At 71.9% G+C, this 13,728-nt stretch carries 14 protein-coding genes; 8 read left to right on the top strand and 6 right to left on the bottom strand.

Going from position 1 to position 13,728, the window contains the following annotated elements; all coding sequences use genetic code 11:
• The first annotated feature begins 44 nt into the window (after nucleotides 1–44).
• The 7 genes from L3i22_RS03880 to L3i22_RS03850 are packed head-to-tail and all read left to right on the top strand — an operon-like array spanning nucleotide 45 to nucleotide 8,566.
• The gene (locus L3i22_RS03880) at nucleotides 45–1,760 is read left to right on the top strand and encodes a Wzz/FepE/Etk N-terminal domain-containing protein (RefSeq protein WP_221325627.1); all 1,716 of its coding nucleotides are present in this window, start codon (nucleotides 45–47) and stop codon (nucleotides 1,758–1,760) included.
• Nucleotides 1,757–3,127 carry an O-antigen ligase gene (locus tag L3i22_RS03875; protein WP_221325626.1) on the top strand — a complete coding sequence of 457 codons (1,371 nt, stop codon included), beginning with the start codon at nucleotides 1,757–1,759 and terminating at the stop codon, nucleotides 3,125–3,127. The genes L3i22_RS03880 and L3i22_RS03875 overlap by 4 nt, the downstream gene beginning before the upstream one ends.
• A complete protein-coding gene (locus L3i22_RS03870; protein WP_221325625.1) occupies nucleotides 3,124–4,362 on the top strand; it encodes a hypothetical protein in 1,239 nt (412 codons plus the stop codon). Before L3i22_RS03875 ends, L3i22_RS03870 begins: the two co-directional genes overlap by 4 nt.
• Before the next feature lie 29 nt (nucleotides 4,363–4,391).
• The gene (locus L3i22_RS03865; protein WP_221325624.1) at nucleotides 4,392–5,270 is read left to right on the top strand and encodes a sulfotransferase domain-containing protein; all 879 of its coding nucleotides are present in this window, start codon (nucleotides 4,392–4,394) and stop codon (nucleotides 5,268–5,270) included.
• The gene (locus L3i22_RS03860; RefSeq protein WP_255657929.1) at nucleotides 5,267–6,820 is read left to right on the top strand and encodes a lipopolysaccharide biosynthesis protein; all 1,554 of its coding nucleotides are present in this window, start codon (nucleotides 5,267–5,269) and stop codon (nucleotides 6,818–6,820) included. Before L3i22_RS03865 ends, L3i22_RS03860 begins: the two co-directional genes overlap by 4 nt.
• A gap of 8 nt (nucleotides 6,821–6,828) precedes the next feature.
• Complete coding sequence (locus tag L3i22_RS03855; RefSeq protein ID WP_221325623.1) at nucleotides 6,829–7,566, top strand: class I SAM-dependent methyltransferase; 738 nt, start codon at nucleotides 6,829–6,831, stop codon at nucleotides 7,564–7,566.
• On the top strand, nucleotides 7,559–8,566 hold the full coding sequence (locus L3i22_RS03850) for a glycosyl hydrolase (protein ID WP_221325622.1): 1,008 nt from the start codon (nucleotides 7,559–7,561) through the stop codon (nucleotides 8,564–8,566). Before L3i22_RS03855 ends, L3i22_RS03850 begins: the two co-directional genes overlap by 8 nt.
• On the opposite strand, the gene L3i22_RS03845 is transcribed toward L3i22_RS03850, so the two are convergent.
• From L3i22_RS03845 to L3i22_RS03825, 5 genes are all read right to left on the bottom strand, one after another.
• Nucleotides 8,559–9,395 carry a hypothetical protein gene (locus tag L3i22_RS03845; protein WP_221325621.1) on the bottom strand — a complete coding sequence of 279 codons (837 nt, stop codon included), beginning with the start codon at nucleotides 9,393–9,395 and terminating at the stop codon, nucleotides 8,559–8,561. The two genes, L3i22_RS03850 and L3i22_RS03845, sit on opposite strands and share 8 nt — an antisense overlap.
• A gap of 16 nt (nucleotides 9,396–9,411) precedes the next feature.
• Complete coding sequence (locus L3i22_RS03840) at nucleotides 9,412–9,912, bottom strand: hypothetical protein (protein ID WP_221325620.1); 501 nt, start codon at nucleotides 9,910–9,912, stop codon at nucleotides 9,412–9,414.
• A complete protein-coding gene (locus L3i22_RS03835; protein ID WP_221325619.1) occupies nucleotides 9,909–10,886 on the bottom strand; it encodes a hypothetical protein in 978 nt (325 codons plus the stop codon). The genes L3i22_RS03840 and L3i22_RS03835 overlap by 4 nt, the downstream gene beginning before the upstream one ends.
• Entirely contained in the window at nucleotides 10,883–11,263 is a 381-nt protein-coding gene (locus tag L3i22_RS03830; RefSeq protein ID WP_221325618.1) for a hypothetical protein, read from the bottom strand. The genes L3i22_RS03835 and L3i22_RS03830 overlap by 4 nt, the downstream gene beginning before the upstream one ends.
• A gap of 117 nt (nucleotides 11,264–11,380) precedes the next feature.
• Nucleotides 11,381–11,776 (bottom strand): glyoxalase, encoded by a 396-nt coding sequence (locus L3i22_RS03825; protein ID WP_221325617.1) that lies wholly within the window; start codon nucleotides 11,774–11,776, stop codon nucleotides 11,381–11,383.
• Between the two features lie 107 nt (nucleotides 11,777–11,883).
• Between L3i22_RS03825 and L3i22_RS03820 the strand changes: the two genes are divergently transcribed.
• Nucleotides 11,884–12,426, top strand: coding sequence for a DUF4262 domain-containing protein (locus L3i22_RS03820; protein ID WP_221325616.1), 543 nt, complete (start codon nucleotides 11,884–11,886; stop codon nucleotides 12,424–12,426).
• A gap of 206 nt (nucleotides 12,427–12,632) precedes the next feature.
• On the opposite strand, the gene L3i22_RS53285 is transcribed toward L3i22_RS03820, so the two are convergent.
• Nucleotides 12,633–13,682, bottom strand: a complete 1,050-nt coding sequence (locus tag L3i22_RS53285) for a WecB/TagA/CpsF family glycosyltransferase (protein ID WP_255657927.1) — start codon at nucleotides 13,680–13,682, stop codon at nucleotides 12,633–12,635.
• Nucleotides 13,683–13,728: the final 46 nt, after the last annotated feature.

Here is a 13,728-nt window from a genome sequence, read left to right as displayed (position 1 = left end):
GGGCGAAACGCCCAAAACTCCTCCTCGAAAGGCCGCGTAGACCGATGGAAGCGTCTCGCCCACCGTCCTCCGATGTCGCGCACTACCTGGGCGCGGTTCGCCGGCACTGGTGGATCGCCCTGGTGGCGACAGCCGCGGGACTGGGCGTCGGCGCCACGGTCACGCACTCCCTGCCCCGGGTCTACGAGTCCTCCTCGTCGGTCCTGGTGCAGGCGGTCGACCAGGACACCAACGCCCAGGGCGGCCGGACCAAGGGCTCGGTCAACCTGGACACCGAGGCCCAGCTGGTCGGCTCCGGCGCGGTCGCCGCGAAGGCCGTCGCGCTGCTGCGCACCGACGTGTCGCCGCTGGAGCTGGCGCACTCGGTGTCGGTGCAGGTCCCGGCGAACACCACGGTTCTGGTGATCACGTTCCAGGCGGACAGCCCGCTGAAGGCGCAGGCCGGGTCGCACGCGTTCGCCGAGGCGTACCTGCGCAACCGCGAGGAGACCGCCCGGTCCGCGCTGGACCGGCAGATCGCCTCGCTGAACCTGAAGGTCAAGCAGCTCACCATCGCGCTCACCGGGATCAACGCGAAGTTGTCCCAGGCCCGCCGGGGCAGCTCCATCGAGAGCAACCTGATGAGCCTGCGCAGCAACTCGCAGAACCAGCTGAACAGCCTGACCGGCCGGCTGAACGAGGTGACCACCACCACGATCAACAACGGCAGCATCATCAGCGACGCCCGCCTGCCGGACAAGCCGTCCAGCCCGAACACGCTGCTGGACATCGCGACCGGCGGGATGATCGGGCTGCTGCTCGGGCTGGCGCTGGCCTACCTGCGGGAGCGGTTCGACCGGCGGCTGGTCACCGCGGTGGACGTCCGGGACCGGGGCCGCGTACCGGTCCTGGCCACCCTGGACGGCCGGACCACCCCGCACTTCGACGACGTGCTGCAGCCCTACGGCCCCGGCGGCCGGGTCTTCAACCGGCTCCGCAACGAGGTCCTGGCCAGTCTGAACGCCGACGACCGGGTGATCGTGGTGACCGGGACCAGCCGTGGCTCGGCCAGCACGCTGGTGGCCGCGAATCTGGCGGCGGCGCTCGCCCGTACCGGAAGCGATGTCGTCCTGATCGGCGCACACCTCCCGGACAGTGTGGTCGACGCGGCACCCCTGGCCCGCATGCTCGGCGTCGCGGCCGTGCCCGGCCTCTCCGAGATGCTCGCCGGCCGGGTCGCCCTGAACCGGGTGCTGCAGCGCACGCCGCGCATCCCGTCGCTGCGGGTGATCACCACCGGCGGCGCGGCCACCGCGGCCGGGCTGATGCAGTCGCAGCGGCTGCGGGACACCCTGGACGCGCTGCGCCGGCAGGGTGGCTACGTGGTGATCGAGGCCCCGTCCACCAGCAGCAGCGCCGACGCGCAGAGCCTGGCCAGTTTCGCCGACGCCGCGATCCTCGCGGTCGAGCTGCGCCGGACCGCCCGCCCGGCCCTGGTCGACGCGGCCGAGCAACTGCAGCGGGTCGGCACCCGGCTGCTCGGCGCGGTGGTGCTGCCCCGGCTGACCGCCCGGCGGACCGGGAGCCTGGCCGAACCGGCCGTGGCCCTGCCGTCGCCCGGCCACGAGCCGATCATCGACGAGGCCACCCAGCAGATCTCCGCGCTGAAGGAGCCGGTCGCGGCCACCTCGGTGCGGCAGCGCCCGGCCGACGAGACCGGCGAGCAGACCACGATCATCGAGCGGTCCGGCACGGGCGCCACGGACGGCGACGAGAAGTGACCACGGTCGTCCCGGCGACCCCCACCCGCCCGGCGGACCGCGGCGCCACCAAGGACCTCACCCTGCCGGCCTGGCCGGTCGCCGGGATCCTGCTGCTCTACCCGCTCTGGTGGGCGCTCGGCCTGGGCGTGCTGATCTTCCCGGTGCTGGCCGCGCCGATGCTGTTCCTGCTGATCCGGCGCCGGGCCGCCGGTCGCCCGCTCCGCGTGCCACCCGGTTTCACCTGGTGGGTGGTGTTCCTGCTGGCCGTGGTGGTGAGCATCGCCGCGCTCGGCGCGGACCCCGGCGGCACGGTGGTCGAGCGGGCGGCGGGCCGCCTGCCCGCGGTCATCTACAAACTTGCGATGTACGTGTCGCTCACCGTGCTCCTGCTCTACGCCGGGAACCTGACCGCGCGCGAGCTGTCCCAACGCCGCCTGGTCCGGCTGCTGGCCGGCATGTTCGTGCTGACCGTGCTCGGCGGCCTGCTCGGGATGGTGGCCGGGAACTTCGAGTTCACCTCGCCGGTGGAGTGGCTGCTGCCGCACGGGATCCGGGACAAGGGGTTCGTGCGGTCGCTGGTGCATCCGTACGCCGCCCAGATCATGGACCTGGTCGGTGGCGCCGCGCCGCGCCCGGCCGCGCCCTGGGGCTACACCAACACCTGGGGCAACAACTTCTGCCTGCTGGTCGGCTGGCTGCTGGTGGCCGCCGCGGCGACCGCGAGCCGCCGCAAGCGGACATTCGCCTGGCTGTGCCTGCTGGTCTCGGTCGCGCCGGCGGTGGTCTCGCTGAACCGGGGCCTGTGGATCGGGCTCGGCGTGCTCCTGCTCTACGTGTCGGCCCGCTACGTGCTCGCCGGCCAGCTCTGGATCCTCGGCGCGCTGGCGGTGACCGCCGCGGCGATCGCGGTGGCGCTGGCCGCCACCCCGCTCGGCAACACCGTGCAGGCCCGGCTGGACAACGGCAAGTCGAACGGCGTCCGCGCGTTCCTGACCGAGCGGGCGGTGGCCGGCTTCGCCGACTCCCCGGTGATCGGTTACGGCGGCACCCGCAACACCCTCGGCGGGCGCAACTCGATCACGGTCGGCGAGAGCTCCGAGTGCGAGCGCTGCGGCAACTTCACCATCGGCGGCAACGGGCAGCTCTGGCAGTTGCTCTTCTCGCACGGCGCGGTGGGCACCGCGGGCTATCTGGGCTTCTTCGGGTACGGCCTGTGGCGGTTCCGCCGGGACCGCAGCGCGATCGGGGTGGCCGGCAGCGCCGCGCTGGTCAGCTCGTTCTCCGCGATGCTCTGGTACAACTCCCTGGTCACCCCGCTTGCCTTCATGGTTCTGGCGTACGCGCTGCTCTGGCGCAACTGGATCGAGGGGACTGACAACGAATGAGTCCGGTAAAGACCGCGCCCGCCGAATTGACCGCGGGCGACGCCGCACTGCGTACCCAATATCTGACCGAGGTCCTGTCGCTGCTCTATCCGCCGCCGTGCCGGACCTCGCGCGACGACGACGGCGAGCGCAACCTGATCGCGGAGTACCTGGTGGTGCCGAACGCGCACCGCCCCCGCCTGCTGGTCCCGAACGCGTCCCCGGCGATCGCCGCGGCCGCCGTCCGCCGCTACGCCGAGCCGCAGTCCCGGATGGCCCGGCTGAAGCGCAACGCGGTGGTCGCCGCCGTGCACGCCCGCGCCGACCGGCTGGTGTTCCGGGACCGGATCCGGGTCACCGGCCCGGTCTCGGCCAGCATCGACGGATATCTGAGCGACGCGCTCCGGCGCGATTTGTCAGTAAGTGTCCACATCGGTCCGGCGCGCGCCAACCGCAAGCCGGTGCTGCAGCTGCTCACCCCCGAGGGCGAGACGTTCGCCTTCGGCAAGATCGGGACCGGGCCGCTCACCCAGCGCCTGGTCCGCGCCGAGACCGCCGCGCTGAACGCGATCGGCAGCAGCGGGCTGACCAAGCTGACCATTCCCCGGGTGCTGCACGCCGGCCAGTGGCGTGGGCTGCAGGTGCTGGTCCAGTCGGCGCTGCCGGTGTGGCTGCCCCGGGCGCCGCTGACCCCGCGCCGGCTCACCGCCGCGATGCTCGACATCGCCGGGTGCTGCGGATACACCACCGGGCCGCTGAGCCAGAGCGCGTACTGGCACGAGTTGCGCGCCCGGCTGGCTGCGGTCGCCGACCGCGCCGAGGGCGCCGCGCTCGCCGCCGCCGTCGACCTGCTCGCCACGCACGGCGGCGAGACCACGCTGCGCTACGGGGCGTGGCACGGCGACTGGGCACCGTGGAACATGGCGAACCTCGCCGACGCGCTGCTCGTCTGGGACTGGGAGCGGTTCGCCACCGGGGTGCCGCTCGGCTTCGACGCCGTGCACCACGAGCTGCAGAAACGTATTCAGACCAGCGGCGACGCGCGGGCCGCGGTGGAGGCCACGGTCAAGCGGGCCGACGAGTTGCTGGCCCCGTTCGGGGTGGCGCCGGTGGCCCGCGAGACGACCGCGCTGCTGTACCTGGTCGACCTGGCCGTGCGCTATCTGACCGACCGGCAGGCCGAGGCCGGCGCCCGGCTCGGCGTGCTCGGCACCTGGCTGCTGCCGGTGCTCATCCGGCGTGTTGAGGAGCTCTAGATGAACGTCCGCCGTGTTGAGGAGCTGGAATGAACGTCCGCAAACTGCCCGCCCCGATGAAGCGGGTGGTGCACCTGGGCTCCCGCTCGTACGGCCGGCTCACCTCGGATCACCGGATGCTGCCGTCGTTCCTGATCTGCGGCGGCCAGCGGTGCGGGACCACCTCGCTCTACCGCGCGCTGGCCGCGCACCCGGTGGTGCTCAAGGCCGTGCTGCACAAGGGCGTGCACTACTTCGACACGTCGTACCAGCGCGGGATCGACTGGTACCGGGCGCACTTCCCGGCCCGGCGGTCGGCCGAGCGGATCGCCGAGAAGTACGGCGTACCGGCCCAGACCTTCGAGTCCAGTCCGTACTACATGTACCACCCGCAGGCGGTGGCTCGGATCGCGCACGACCTGCCGTACGCAAAGCTCGTGGTTCTGGTCCGGGATCCGGTGGAGCGCGCCTACTCACAGCACCACCACGAGGTCGCGCGGGGTTTCGAGACGGAGCGTGACTTCGGCTCGGCGGTCGCGCTGGAACCGGCCCGGCTGCACCGGCAGGAGGAACGCCTGGCCAGCGACCCGGAGTACTACAGCTTCGCCCATCAGCACCACGCCTACCGGGCCCGCGGCGAATACGCCCGCTACCTCAGCGTGATGGCCCAGCACGTCGGCCGCGAACGCATCCACGTGGTGGAGAGCGAGCGCTTCTTCACCGACCCGGAGCCGGTCTACGACGAGGTCTGCCGGTTCCTCGGGCTCCCGCCGGACCTGGAACGACCGGCGTTCGAGCAGCACAACGCCCGCCCCCGGCAGGCCGACATGGACCCGCGACTGCGCCACGACCTGAGCGCCTACTACCAGTCACACGACGAGGCGCTCGCCGGCTGGCTGGGGCACACGCCGATCTGGCGCCGCCGGTGACGGCCGGCTCGCTCACCGACCCGGCCCCGCCCGGCGCCGATCCGGCGGCCACGCCCGGCCGCGGCACCCGGGGCGCGGCCCGCGGCGGACTGGCCAACATGGCCGGCTCCGCGCTGGCCGGCGGCACCGGCGTGCTGGTCACCTGGGTCGTCGCCCGCCGCCTCGGACAGGCCGAGGCCGGCGCGTTCTTCTCCGCCACCGCCGCGTTCGTGCTGGCCGGCGGCCTGGCCAAGCTCGGCACCAACACCGGGCTGGTCTACTGGCCGGCCCGGCTGCGGGCCACCGGCCGCAGTCACCTGCTCGGCGCCTGCCTGCGGACCGGCCTGGTCCCGGTTCTCGTGTTCTCGCTGATCCTGGCGACGGTGGTGTGGACGGCCGCGCCGGAGATCGCCCGGCTCACCGCCCACGAGGCGCCCGGGATCGTCGTCGGGCTGCGCGTGCTGGCCGTCTTCGTCCCGCTCCAGGCCCTGACCGACGTGCTGCTCACGGTGACCCGCGGGTACCGCTCGATGCGGCCGACCGTGCTGCTGGACCGGATCCTGCGCAGCTGCCTGCAACTGCTCGCGGTCGGTGCGGCCGGTCTCTTCGCGGCAGCTTCGCTGCCGATCTTCGCGCTGGCCTGGGCCGCCCCCTACCTTCCGGTCACGATCTTTTCCGCGTACGCGGCCCGCCGCCTCTACCTCGCCGGACGCCCCCGGAGCGCGGCCTCGGAACGGGCCGAACGCCGCCGGTTGCGCCGCGACTTCTGGCTGTTCACCGGCCCGCGCGCGCTCGCCGCGGTGGCCCAGCTCGCGCTGCAGCGGGTCGACGTGCTGCTGGTGGCCGCGCTCGGCGGACTCGGGCCGGCCGCCGTCTACGCGGTCGCCGGCCGGTTCGTGATCCTGATCCAGTTCGCCAACCAGGGCATCTCCCAGTCCGTGCAGCCGCGGCTGGCCGAGGCGCTGAGCACCGGCGACCGGGCCGGCGCGAACCGGCTCTACCAGGTCGCCACCGGCTGGCTGGTCCTGATCACCTGGCCGGTGAGCCTGCTGGTGATCCTGTTCGCGCCGTACTACCTGCGGTTCTTCGGCGACGAGTACACCGCCGGGGCGCCGGTGGTCCGGCTGCTCGCCGTCGCGATGCTGATCGCCACCGGCTGCGGCATGGTCGACATGGTTCTGTCGATGGCCGGGCGCACCTCGCTGAACCTCGGCAACGTCCTGGTCGCCCTGGCCGTCACGATCGGCCTGGACGTGCTGTTGATTCCCCGGTGGGGCGCGCTGGGCGCGGCCGTGGGACTGGCCGGCGCGATGGTCGCCAACAACCTGCTGCCGCTGATCCAGGTTTTCCGTGGCACCCGACTGCACCCGTTCGGTCCGGGCACCCGGGCCGCCGCGCTGCTCTCGATCGGCTGTTTCGGCCTGCTGCCCCGGGCGGTGACCGCCCTGTTCGGGAGCGGGCCGGCCGGCCTGGCGCTCGCCGTCGCGCTGGCCGTCCCGGCCTTCGCCGCCGGCGGATGGCTGCTGCGTGGCCGGCTCGAACTCGGCGCGTTCACCCGACGAAACCCCTAGGAGGCGAGTTGACCAGCGATTACACCGAGGTGTTCCAGGACACCGAGGCGGTCGAGAAGTACGAGTCGGTGACGTACGCGCCGGACAGCTACGCGACCCGGATCAACGAGCGGCAGCGCGACTACCTGCGCTCGCTGGTCCGCCGCGAGTTCGAGGGCCAGCACCCGCCGGTCCAGCACGACTTCGCCTGCGGCACCGGGCGGGCCATCCGGACCCTGCACGGACTGGTCCGCGAGGCGCACGGCTACGACACGTCGGCCGAGATGATGGCGAAGGCGGCCGAGGTCGGGTCGCGCGCCTACTGGCACCAGGTGCCCACCGACGGGCCGGTGCCCACCCCGGTCGCGGCCGGCTTCCCGGCCATCGTGACGATCTTCCGGCTGCTGCTCAACGTGCACGAGACGATCCGGGACCGGGCGCTCGCGTTCGCCGCCAAGGCGCTGCCGCACCGCGGCTCCGGGCTGCTGGTCGTGGAGAACCACGGCAACGCCGGCTCGGTCCGGCACCTGCGGGCCCGGCGGCACCGCGGCCGGCGCTGGTTCGCCGAACTGTCCCACGAGGAGGTCGCGGCGCTGCTCGACCGGCACGGCTTCGAGATCGTGGAACGCCGCGGCTTCTCCATGCTCACCCCGTCGCTGCACGACAACCGGCTGGCCCGGCTCGCCGACGCGGCCGCGCAACGCCTGCCCGGCACCGACGGGTACGCGGTCAATGTGCTCTACACGGCGCGGCGCGTCCATGCGTAGGGCGGTCACGGGCGTACTGATCGCCGTACTTCTGCTGGTAGCGGCCTGCAGTGACGACAAGAAGGAGCCGGCGCCGGAGCCCTCGCCGGATCTTTCCGGCCGGCCGCAGGCCGTCGCGGTGCAGGGTGGTCCGTTCGCCGCCGGGCCGTTCGCGCCTCCGGCGAAGGGGGCGTACGTCGGGGCGTGGATCAAGCCCGAGGAGCTGACCCACGTCGGGCGCCTGGCCGCGGTCGGCTCGCTGGAGAGCTCCCTCGGGCGCCGGCTGGACATCCTGAACACGTACCGCCGCTTCGACCAGATGGTCGGGACCGAATCCGATCAGGAGTTCCTGTCCCAGGGGCAATCCCTGATGATCAGCTGGGCGACCGGCGACAACCGGTCCATCCTGGACGGCGAGCACGACGCGCTGATCCGGGAACAGGCCCGGGCGATCCGGCGGATCAAGCAGCCGGTGCTGTTGCGGATGCGCTGGGAGATGGACCGGCCCAACCTGCGGGCGACCATGTGGTCCGGCGCCGACTACATCGCGGCCTGGAAATACGTGCGGGCGATCTTCAAGCGGGAGCGCGCCGACAACGTGTCCTGGGTGTGGTGCCCGACCGCCGAGGGCTTCCAGCGCGGCGAGGCCGCCGACTTCTACCCCGGCGACGACCAGGTCGACTGGAACTGCGTGGACGTGTACGCCGGCGCCTCGTTCCAGCCGATCGGGGAGCTGATGGGGCCGTTCCTGCAGTGGGCGGGCCAGCGCCCGAAACCGATCATCATCGGCGAGTTCGGGGTGGCGAAGGCGTGGGGGTCGGCCAATCGGGCGGCGTGGCTCCGGGACGCGGAGCGGACGTTCAAGGCGAACCGGCAGATCAAGGCGGTCGCGTACTTCGAGTCGGATCCGGCGGGGAACGGGCCCAATCAGCAGTTCCGGTTGAGTGGGGACCGGGCGGCGTTCGGCGCGTTCCACTCGCTGGTCAAGGACCCGTACTTCAACGCCCGCAAACTCAATTGATCGGCGCCCCGGACGGCCGGTAGACCCCCCACTGCGACTTCGCGACATCGCAGTACTCGGTCACCACCGTCTTCGCCTCGTCGATGCCCAGCGGAATGTCGCTGGCCACGGTCTTGTCGGTGAATCCGGACTTTCCGCAATGGATCGCGCCCCCCGCCACATCGATCAGGCCGCCGACCACGGCACCGGACTTGTCGAGGAAGACCGCGCCCGTCCCCCGAGCGATCATCTGGCGGCAGGCCGTCGAGGCGACCGAGTACCGCACTCCGCCGTCGACCGATGCCGCACCGTTCCGCTCGATCCGCTCAACGGTGACCGGGAAAGCCGGGAACCACGCCCCGTCCTCGACCGGCAGCCAGGTCGACGAACCGAGCTTCACCGCGAACGAGGTCACCCGGTCCGGAGTCTCATCCGGGCTCACGTCGGTCCGGGTATTGAGCGTCACTCCGATCGCCGCCACCTCGCCGGGGCGGATCACCGGAATCTCCTGGAGGAGCCAGGCGGCCTGCGACGGGTGGACCGCGTCCCGGCCCTGCCCGTCGGTGATCCGCAGCCGGACCTCGGTGCGGTAGGCGATCTTCTCGCTGGTGTTGCGCACCAAGCCGCCCAGACTCACGTTGAACCTGCCGCCGACCTCGGTGAACCCATGATCGACCACCACGAGGCCGCCACCACCGGGCGCGCTCCCGGACGGCGCGTAGGCCCCGGCCGGCGGGGCCGTCGGGATCGCGCACCCGGGCGGCTGGGCGGACGATCCACGATCGCAGCCGCTCACCGAAGCCATCAACGTCAGGCCGAGCACGGCGGCCCATCGAGCTAGCCGGGTCATGGCACCTCTCGTCGTCTCAGCCGTAGACATGGTTCTTCAAGACACGAACACCGGCGAACTGATCCCGGATCAGCGCGTGGGCGGCCGCGCCGAAACTCACGGCGAACTGCCGTTCGTCGAGCGCTCGCTGCGTGCCCGGAGCGATCCGCACCCGCCAGGACCGCATTCCACGGACGGTGACGGAGATCCGGTCGTCCGCAGAGCGGCCCTCGGCGACCAGTTCCGCCCGCCGCGCGGTGTACTCCCGGTCCTGCCGTCCGATGGCGGGTGGATCCTTCGAGATCGTCCGTCCATACGCCGCGCTGACCGCCTGGAAGTACTGCCGGACGTACTCGGCGTGCATCACCCGGGCCAGCGCCACCAGGTGCTCCTCCAGAGCCGGCTCAGAGACCCGGTCGTAGTAGCCGGGAGCGAACGAGAGCTCGACCCGGTCGTTGTCGGACAACTCACCGGTGATCGCGCCACCCGCGACGGACACCCGCACCCGCATGCGCTCCAGCGCGTCCCGCAGCCTCATCGCGCACGCCCCAGGTACCACTCGTCGAACACGGTGCGCGACGTGGCGTCGAGAAGCTTCGGCTGGGGCCCGACGAACGCCCGCCGGCTCTGCCGCACGGTTCCACTCACACTGCGCAGCGCGGCGGCGATCAGTTGCTCACCCTGCTGGATCTCGCTGATCGCCTGGTTCACGCCGTGGCGCATCTGCTCGATGACGGCTTCGGCGGTCTCGCCGTGGTACGTGGTTTCCTTCTCCGGCTCGACCTGGTACGCCGCGGCCACCTGCCCGGCCGCACCGACCGCGGTGACCGCGGTCGCGGTGCCGAGCGCGGCTGCCTCCCCCAGCAACGAAGTGCCGGCCGAGATCGGCACCGCCGCCACCGCCGCGATGGAGGACACGATGGTCCAGCTCATGGTCCAGGTGTTCTGCCCGCAGTGACCCATGTTGTCGAGCGCGGTGAGCGTGGCGTGGGCGACCTTGTCGATGTCCTCGCGAGCGCTCACCCACAGTGCCCGCTGGGCCATGAGAGCGCTGCGCAGCACCGAGCACCCGATGAGCTGGTTCATCACGATCAGCAGAAATGGGTGGACCAGGTCTGATCGGAAGGCATCCGCCGCGTCGCCCGTCCACTCCTCCAGATAGCTCTCCGATGCGCCGACCCGGTCCATGACCAGGTTGGTGATGAGCGGATGCCCGGTGATCGGATCGATCGGCTTCACACCGACCGCCAGGTACTGCAGCCCGTTCAGGAGGTCCAGGATGGGCCCGTCGAACGTCGCCGGATCGGGCATCATCGCGAACGGCTCGAACAGCGACACGATGTCGGCGAAGCCGGCGACGATGCTCGCCCGGGACGCGTCCTCGCCGGGGCGTGGCGCGAACGGCGGATCGCCGGGTTTCGGCGCCTCGCGGACGCCGTGCTGCTCCAGCGCCTTCGCGGTCGCGGTGGCCCGGATGTCGTGGGCGTGCTGCATCAGCTGCTCGAAGCTCATGACCCGATCCCCAGCACCGGGTGCGGCTCGCCCTTGCGGGCCAGGACCTCCTTGAACGCGGCGGCCGCCGCGTCGTCGGTCTCCTGATAGGTCGTCACCGCCATGGCGAGGACCTCGGCGACGCCCAGCAGATTGGTCCTGGTCTCGCCGAGGGCGTCCGAGAGGGCGTCCCGCAGGTCACGCCACGGCTGGAGGACCGGGCCATAGGTGCCGCCGCCGAGGACGTCCGGGCGGCGGAACGCGTAGGTGAGGCTGCGCTCGGTGCCGTCGACATACTGAAGCGCCTGGGCGTACTGATAGGCGACCGACGGGTAGTTGTCCTTCGCGGCCTTCAAGAGGTTATAGAGATCAACAGCAAGATTCGGATTGATCGCCATTCTCGGCTCCCCGCGCACCTCGGCTACCAGGTCAAATCGCGCGACACCTCAACTCAGCTCGATGCGCTAACAACGTACACGCCACTATCGATGATCAGGTTCAAGCAACGTCGTAGATCAATTTCCTGTTGAATTGATCTGGGCGCGGTCCGGTTCGAGGAATTCGAGGCGGTTGCCGTGGCCGTCGGCGGAGTAGAGGCGGCGGTGGGCCGGGAAGTGCGGGTCCCACTCGATCGGGTGACCGGCGGATTTCAGCGTCGCCGCCAGCGCGTCGAGGTCGCGGACCAGGACGCCGGGGTGGGACTTGGTGGCCGGGGTGAAGTCCGGGACCGGGCTGAGGTGGACCTCCCAGCCGCCGGCGCGGAACCAGCAGCCGCCCCGCGCGGCCAGCACCGGAGGTTTCACCACCTCGGCCATGCCCAGGACGCCGCTGTAGAAGGATCTCGCCACGGCTTCGCCGCCGGGCGGGATCAGGAGCTGGACATGATGCAGATCATCGATGCGGAAGGTCATTCGGCGACTTTAACAGTACGGGCGTACTGCTTTCGATCCCTCAAAAGTGTCGTACACGTGTTCCATAGTGGGGCTCAGTCTTCCCGACCGAGCCGAGGGGTCACGTGATGTCCGACTACTTCCGAGAGCAGACCGAGATCATCCAGCAGTTCGGCTGGGCCGTCGTGCACGTGGTGCCGTCCGAGGAGGATCCGGCCGACGCGGTCCCGTTCGCGTACACGGTGGGGCTGACCGCCGCCGGCCACCCCGAGCTGATCATCGCGGGGCTGCCGCCGGATCTCGGGCATCAGCTCCTCAACGAGGTGGCCGGGCGGGTGCACGACGAGGGGGCCCGGTTCGGGCACGGGCGCCGGGTCGCCGACGTGATCGTCGATCAGGATCTGGTGATCCTCTCCGGCCGGCCCACCGCGGAGCTGTGGCCGGGCGCCGCGCTGGCGCGGTACGGGCGGGAGCGATTGCGCCTCCAGCAGCTGGTCTGGCCCGATCCGGGCAACCTGTTCCCCTGGCAGGAGGGGTATGAGCCGGAGGAGTACCGGCAGCCGTTGATAGACGCCCCGTCGGCGGCCATGGTCCGGTGCCGCGCCCCGCGCAGCCTGGCCGGTCCGCGCGGGCGCCGCTCGGCGACGGGTCGCGGCCGAGCCACCCCGTGACCCCCGGGACAGGAGGCGAGACGGGTTCAGCGCAGGCCGGGCGCGAGACGGGTGCAGCGCGGCGCAGGCAGAAGCCTCGCGGCGCAAAAAGGAGCAGCGCGGCGCGAGACGGGGTGGCGGCACGCGGCGGGGCGGCGGCACACGGCGGGGCGGCGGCACACGGCGGGGCGGCGGCACACGGCGGCACGAGTGGGGGCTGGGGCTGGTCAGGTGCGGCGGGCTCGGCGGGGGGCCCGGGCCAGCAGGCGGAGGGCGTAGGGGGCGTCCTGGCGGAGGTAACGGCGGGCCAGGCGACGCGGCTCGGCGCCCAGCCGGTGCGCCCACTCCAGGCCGGTGCGCTGCATCCAGCGCGGGGCCCGGTGCACGTCGCCGGCCACGAAGTTGACCGCGGCTCCGCACCCGACGAACCAGGTGGCGGGGAGGTCACGGCGGAGGCGTTCGATCACTGACTCCTGCTTGGGGAAGCCGAGGCCGACGAAGACCAGGTCAGGCCGGGCCTCGACGACCCGATCACAGACCTCGGCGTAGGACGTCTCGTCCTCCTCGAAGCCGAACGGCGGGCTGATCGCGCCCGCGATCCGCAGGCCCGGGCTGGCGGCGGCGAGCCGCACCGCGGCACGGACCGCGCCGGACGCCCGCACCTCGCGAACCGTGACCGCCCCGGCGACCGCGACCCGCCGCGACCCGACGATCGGCGCCTCCGCGGTCGACCCGGTGAGAGCCGCCTGCCCGCGCCCGAGGTCGCGAGTCGGCACCGGAGCGGGGCCAACGGCCGAGTCGGGGGCTGCGGCCGGGCCGGGGGCTGCGGCCGGGGCTGGGGCACCGGCCGGGGCTGGGGTTTTGCGCGGGGTGGCGGGGAGTTCCGCGCGGTGCGGTTCACCGGCGTTCGGGCTGATCACCCGCGGGGCCGGGGTGCCGCCGACGATGAAGACGGAGCGGGCGTCCCGCCCCAGCCCCTCGGAGAGGGTCCAGATCAGACTGCTCCCGGCGACCCGCTCCGGAAGCGGAGCCCCACCGAGCCGACTGGCCCAGATCAGCGGCATCCCGTCGGCGACGATCAGGTCGGCGTCGTTCAGGTGGCGGCGGGCCTCCGGGTCGATCGCCGCCCGCCGCAGGATGTCGATGTTCGGCGTGCTGATGCGCCCGCCCCGACCTCGGGACAGGGCCTCCCGGACGACCGCCACCACCTCCTCCTCGGTGATCCGGTCAATTCCCGTGCCGTCCAGGTGCACGCGTTCGAAAGCCTCGATAACCACTTGACGCCTCCTTTTGCCTGCTTCACTCGTTACCAGAGCGAAACGA

The sequence above is a fragment of the Actinoplanes sp. L3-i22 genome (genome assembly GCF_019704555.1).
In the GTDB taxonomy this organism is placed as follows: Bacteria; Actinomycetota; Actinomycetes; order Mycobacteriales; family Micromonosporaceae; genus Actinoplanes.
Note: the sequence above shows the minus strand (reverse complement) of the source record. Positions and strands in the feature narration are given on the sequence as shown.

Excerpts from the sequence above, each read along its gene's own strand:
- L3i22_RS03870 (WP_221325625.1), top strand. The coding sequence starts at position 3,124 with ATGAGTCCGGTAAAGACCGCGCCCGCCGAATTGACCGCGGGCGACGCC.
- L3i22_RS03865 (WP_221325624.1), top strand. The coding sequence starts at position 4,392 with ATGAACGTCCGCAAACTGCCCGCCCCGATGAAGCGGGTGGTGCACCTG.
- L3i22_RS03840 (WP_221325620.1), bottom strand. The coding sequence starts at position 9,912 with ATGAGGCTGCGGGACGCGCTGGAGCGCATGCGGGTGCGGGTGTCCGTC.
- L3i22_RS03850 (WP_221325622.1), top strand. The coding sequence starts at position 7,559 with ATGCGTAGGGCGGTCACGGGCGTACTGATCGCCGTACTTCTGCTGGTA.
- L3i22_RS03845 (WP_221325621.1), bottom strand. The coding sequence starts at position 9,395 with ATGACCCGGCTAGCTCGATGGGCCGCCGTGCTCGGCCTGACGTTGATG.
- L3i22_RS03880 (WP_221325627.1), top strand. The coding sequence starts at position 45 with ATGGAAGCGTCTCGCCCACCGTCCTCCGATGTCGCGCACTACCTGGGC.
- L3i22_RS03825 (WP_221325617.1), bottom strand. The coding sequence starts at position 11,776 with ATGACCTTCCGCATCGATGATCTGCATCATGTCCAGCTCCTGATCCCG.
- L3i22_RS03820 (WP_221325616.1), top strand. The coding sequence starts at position 11,884 with ATGTCCGACTACTTCCGAGAGCAGACCGAGATCATCCAGCAGTTCGGC.
- L3i22_RS03830 (WP_221325618.1), bottom strand. The coding sequence starts at position 11,263 with ATGGCGATCAATCCGAATCTTGCTGTTGATCTCTATAACCTCTTGAAG.
- L3i22_RS03835 (WP_221325619.1), bottom strand. The coding sequence starts at position 10,886 with ATGAGCTTCGAGCAGCTGATGCAGCACGCCCACGACATCCGGGCCACC.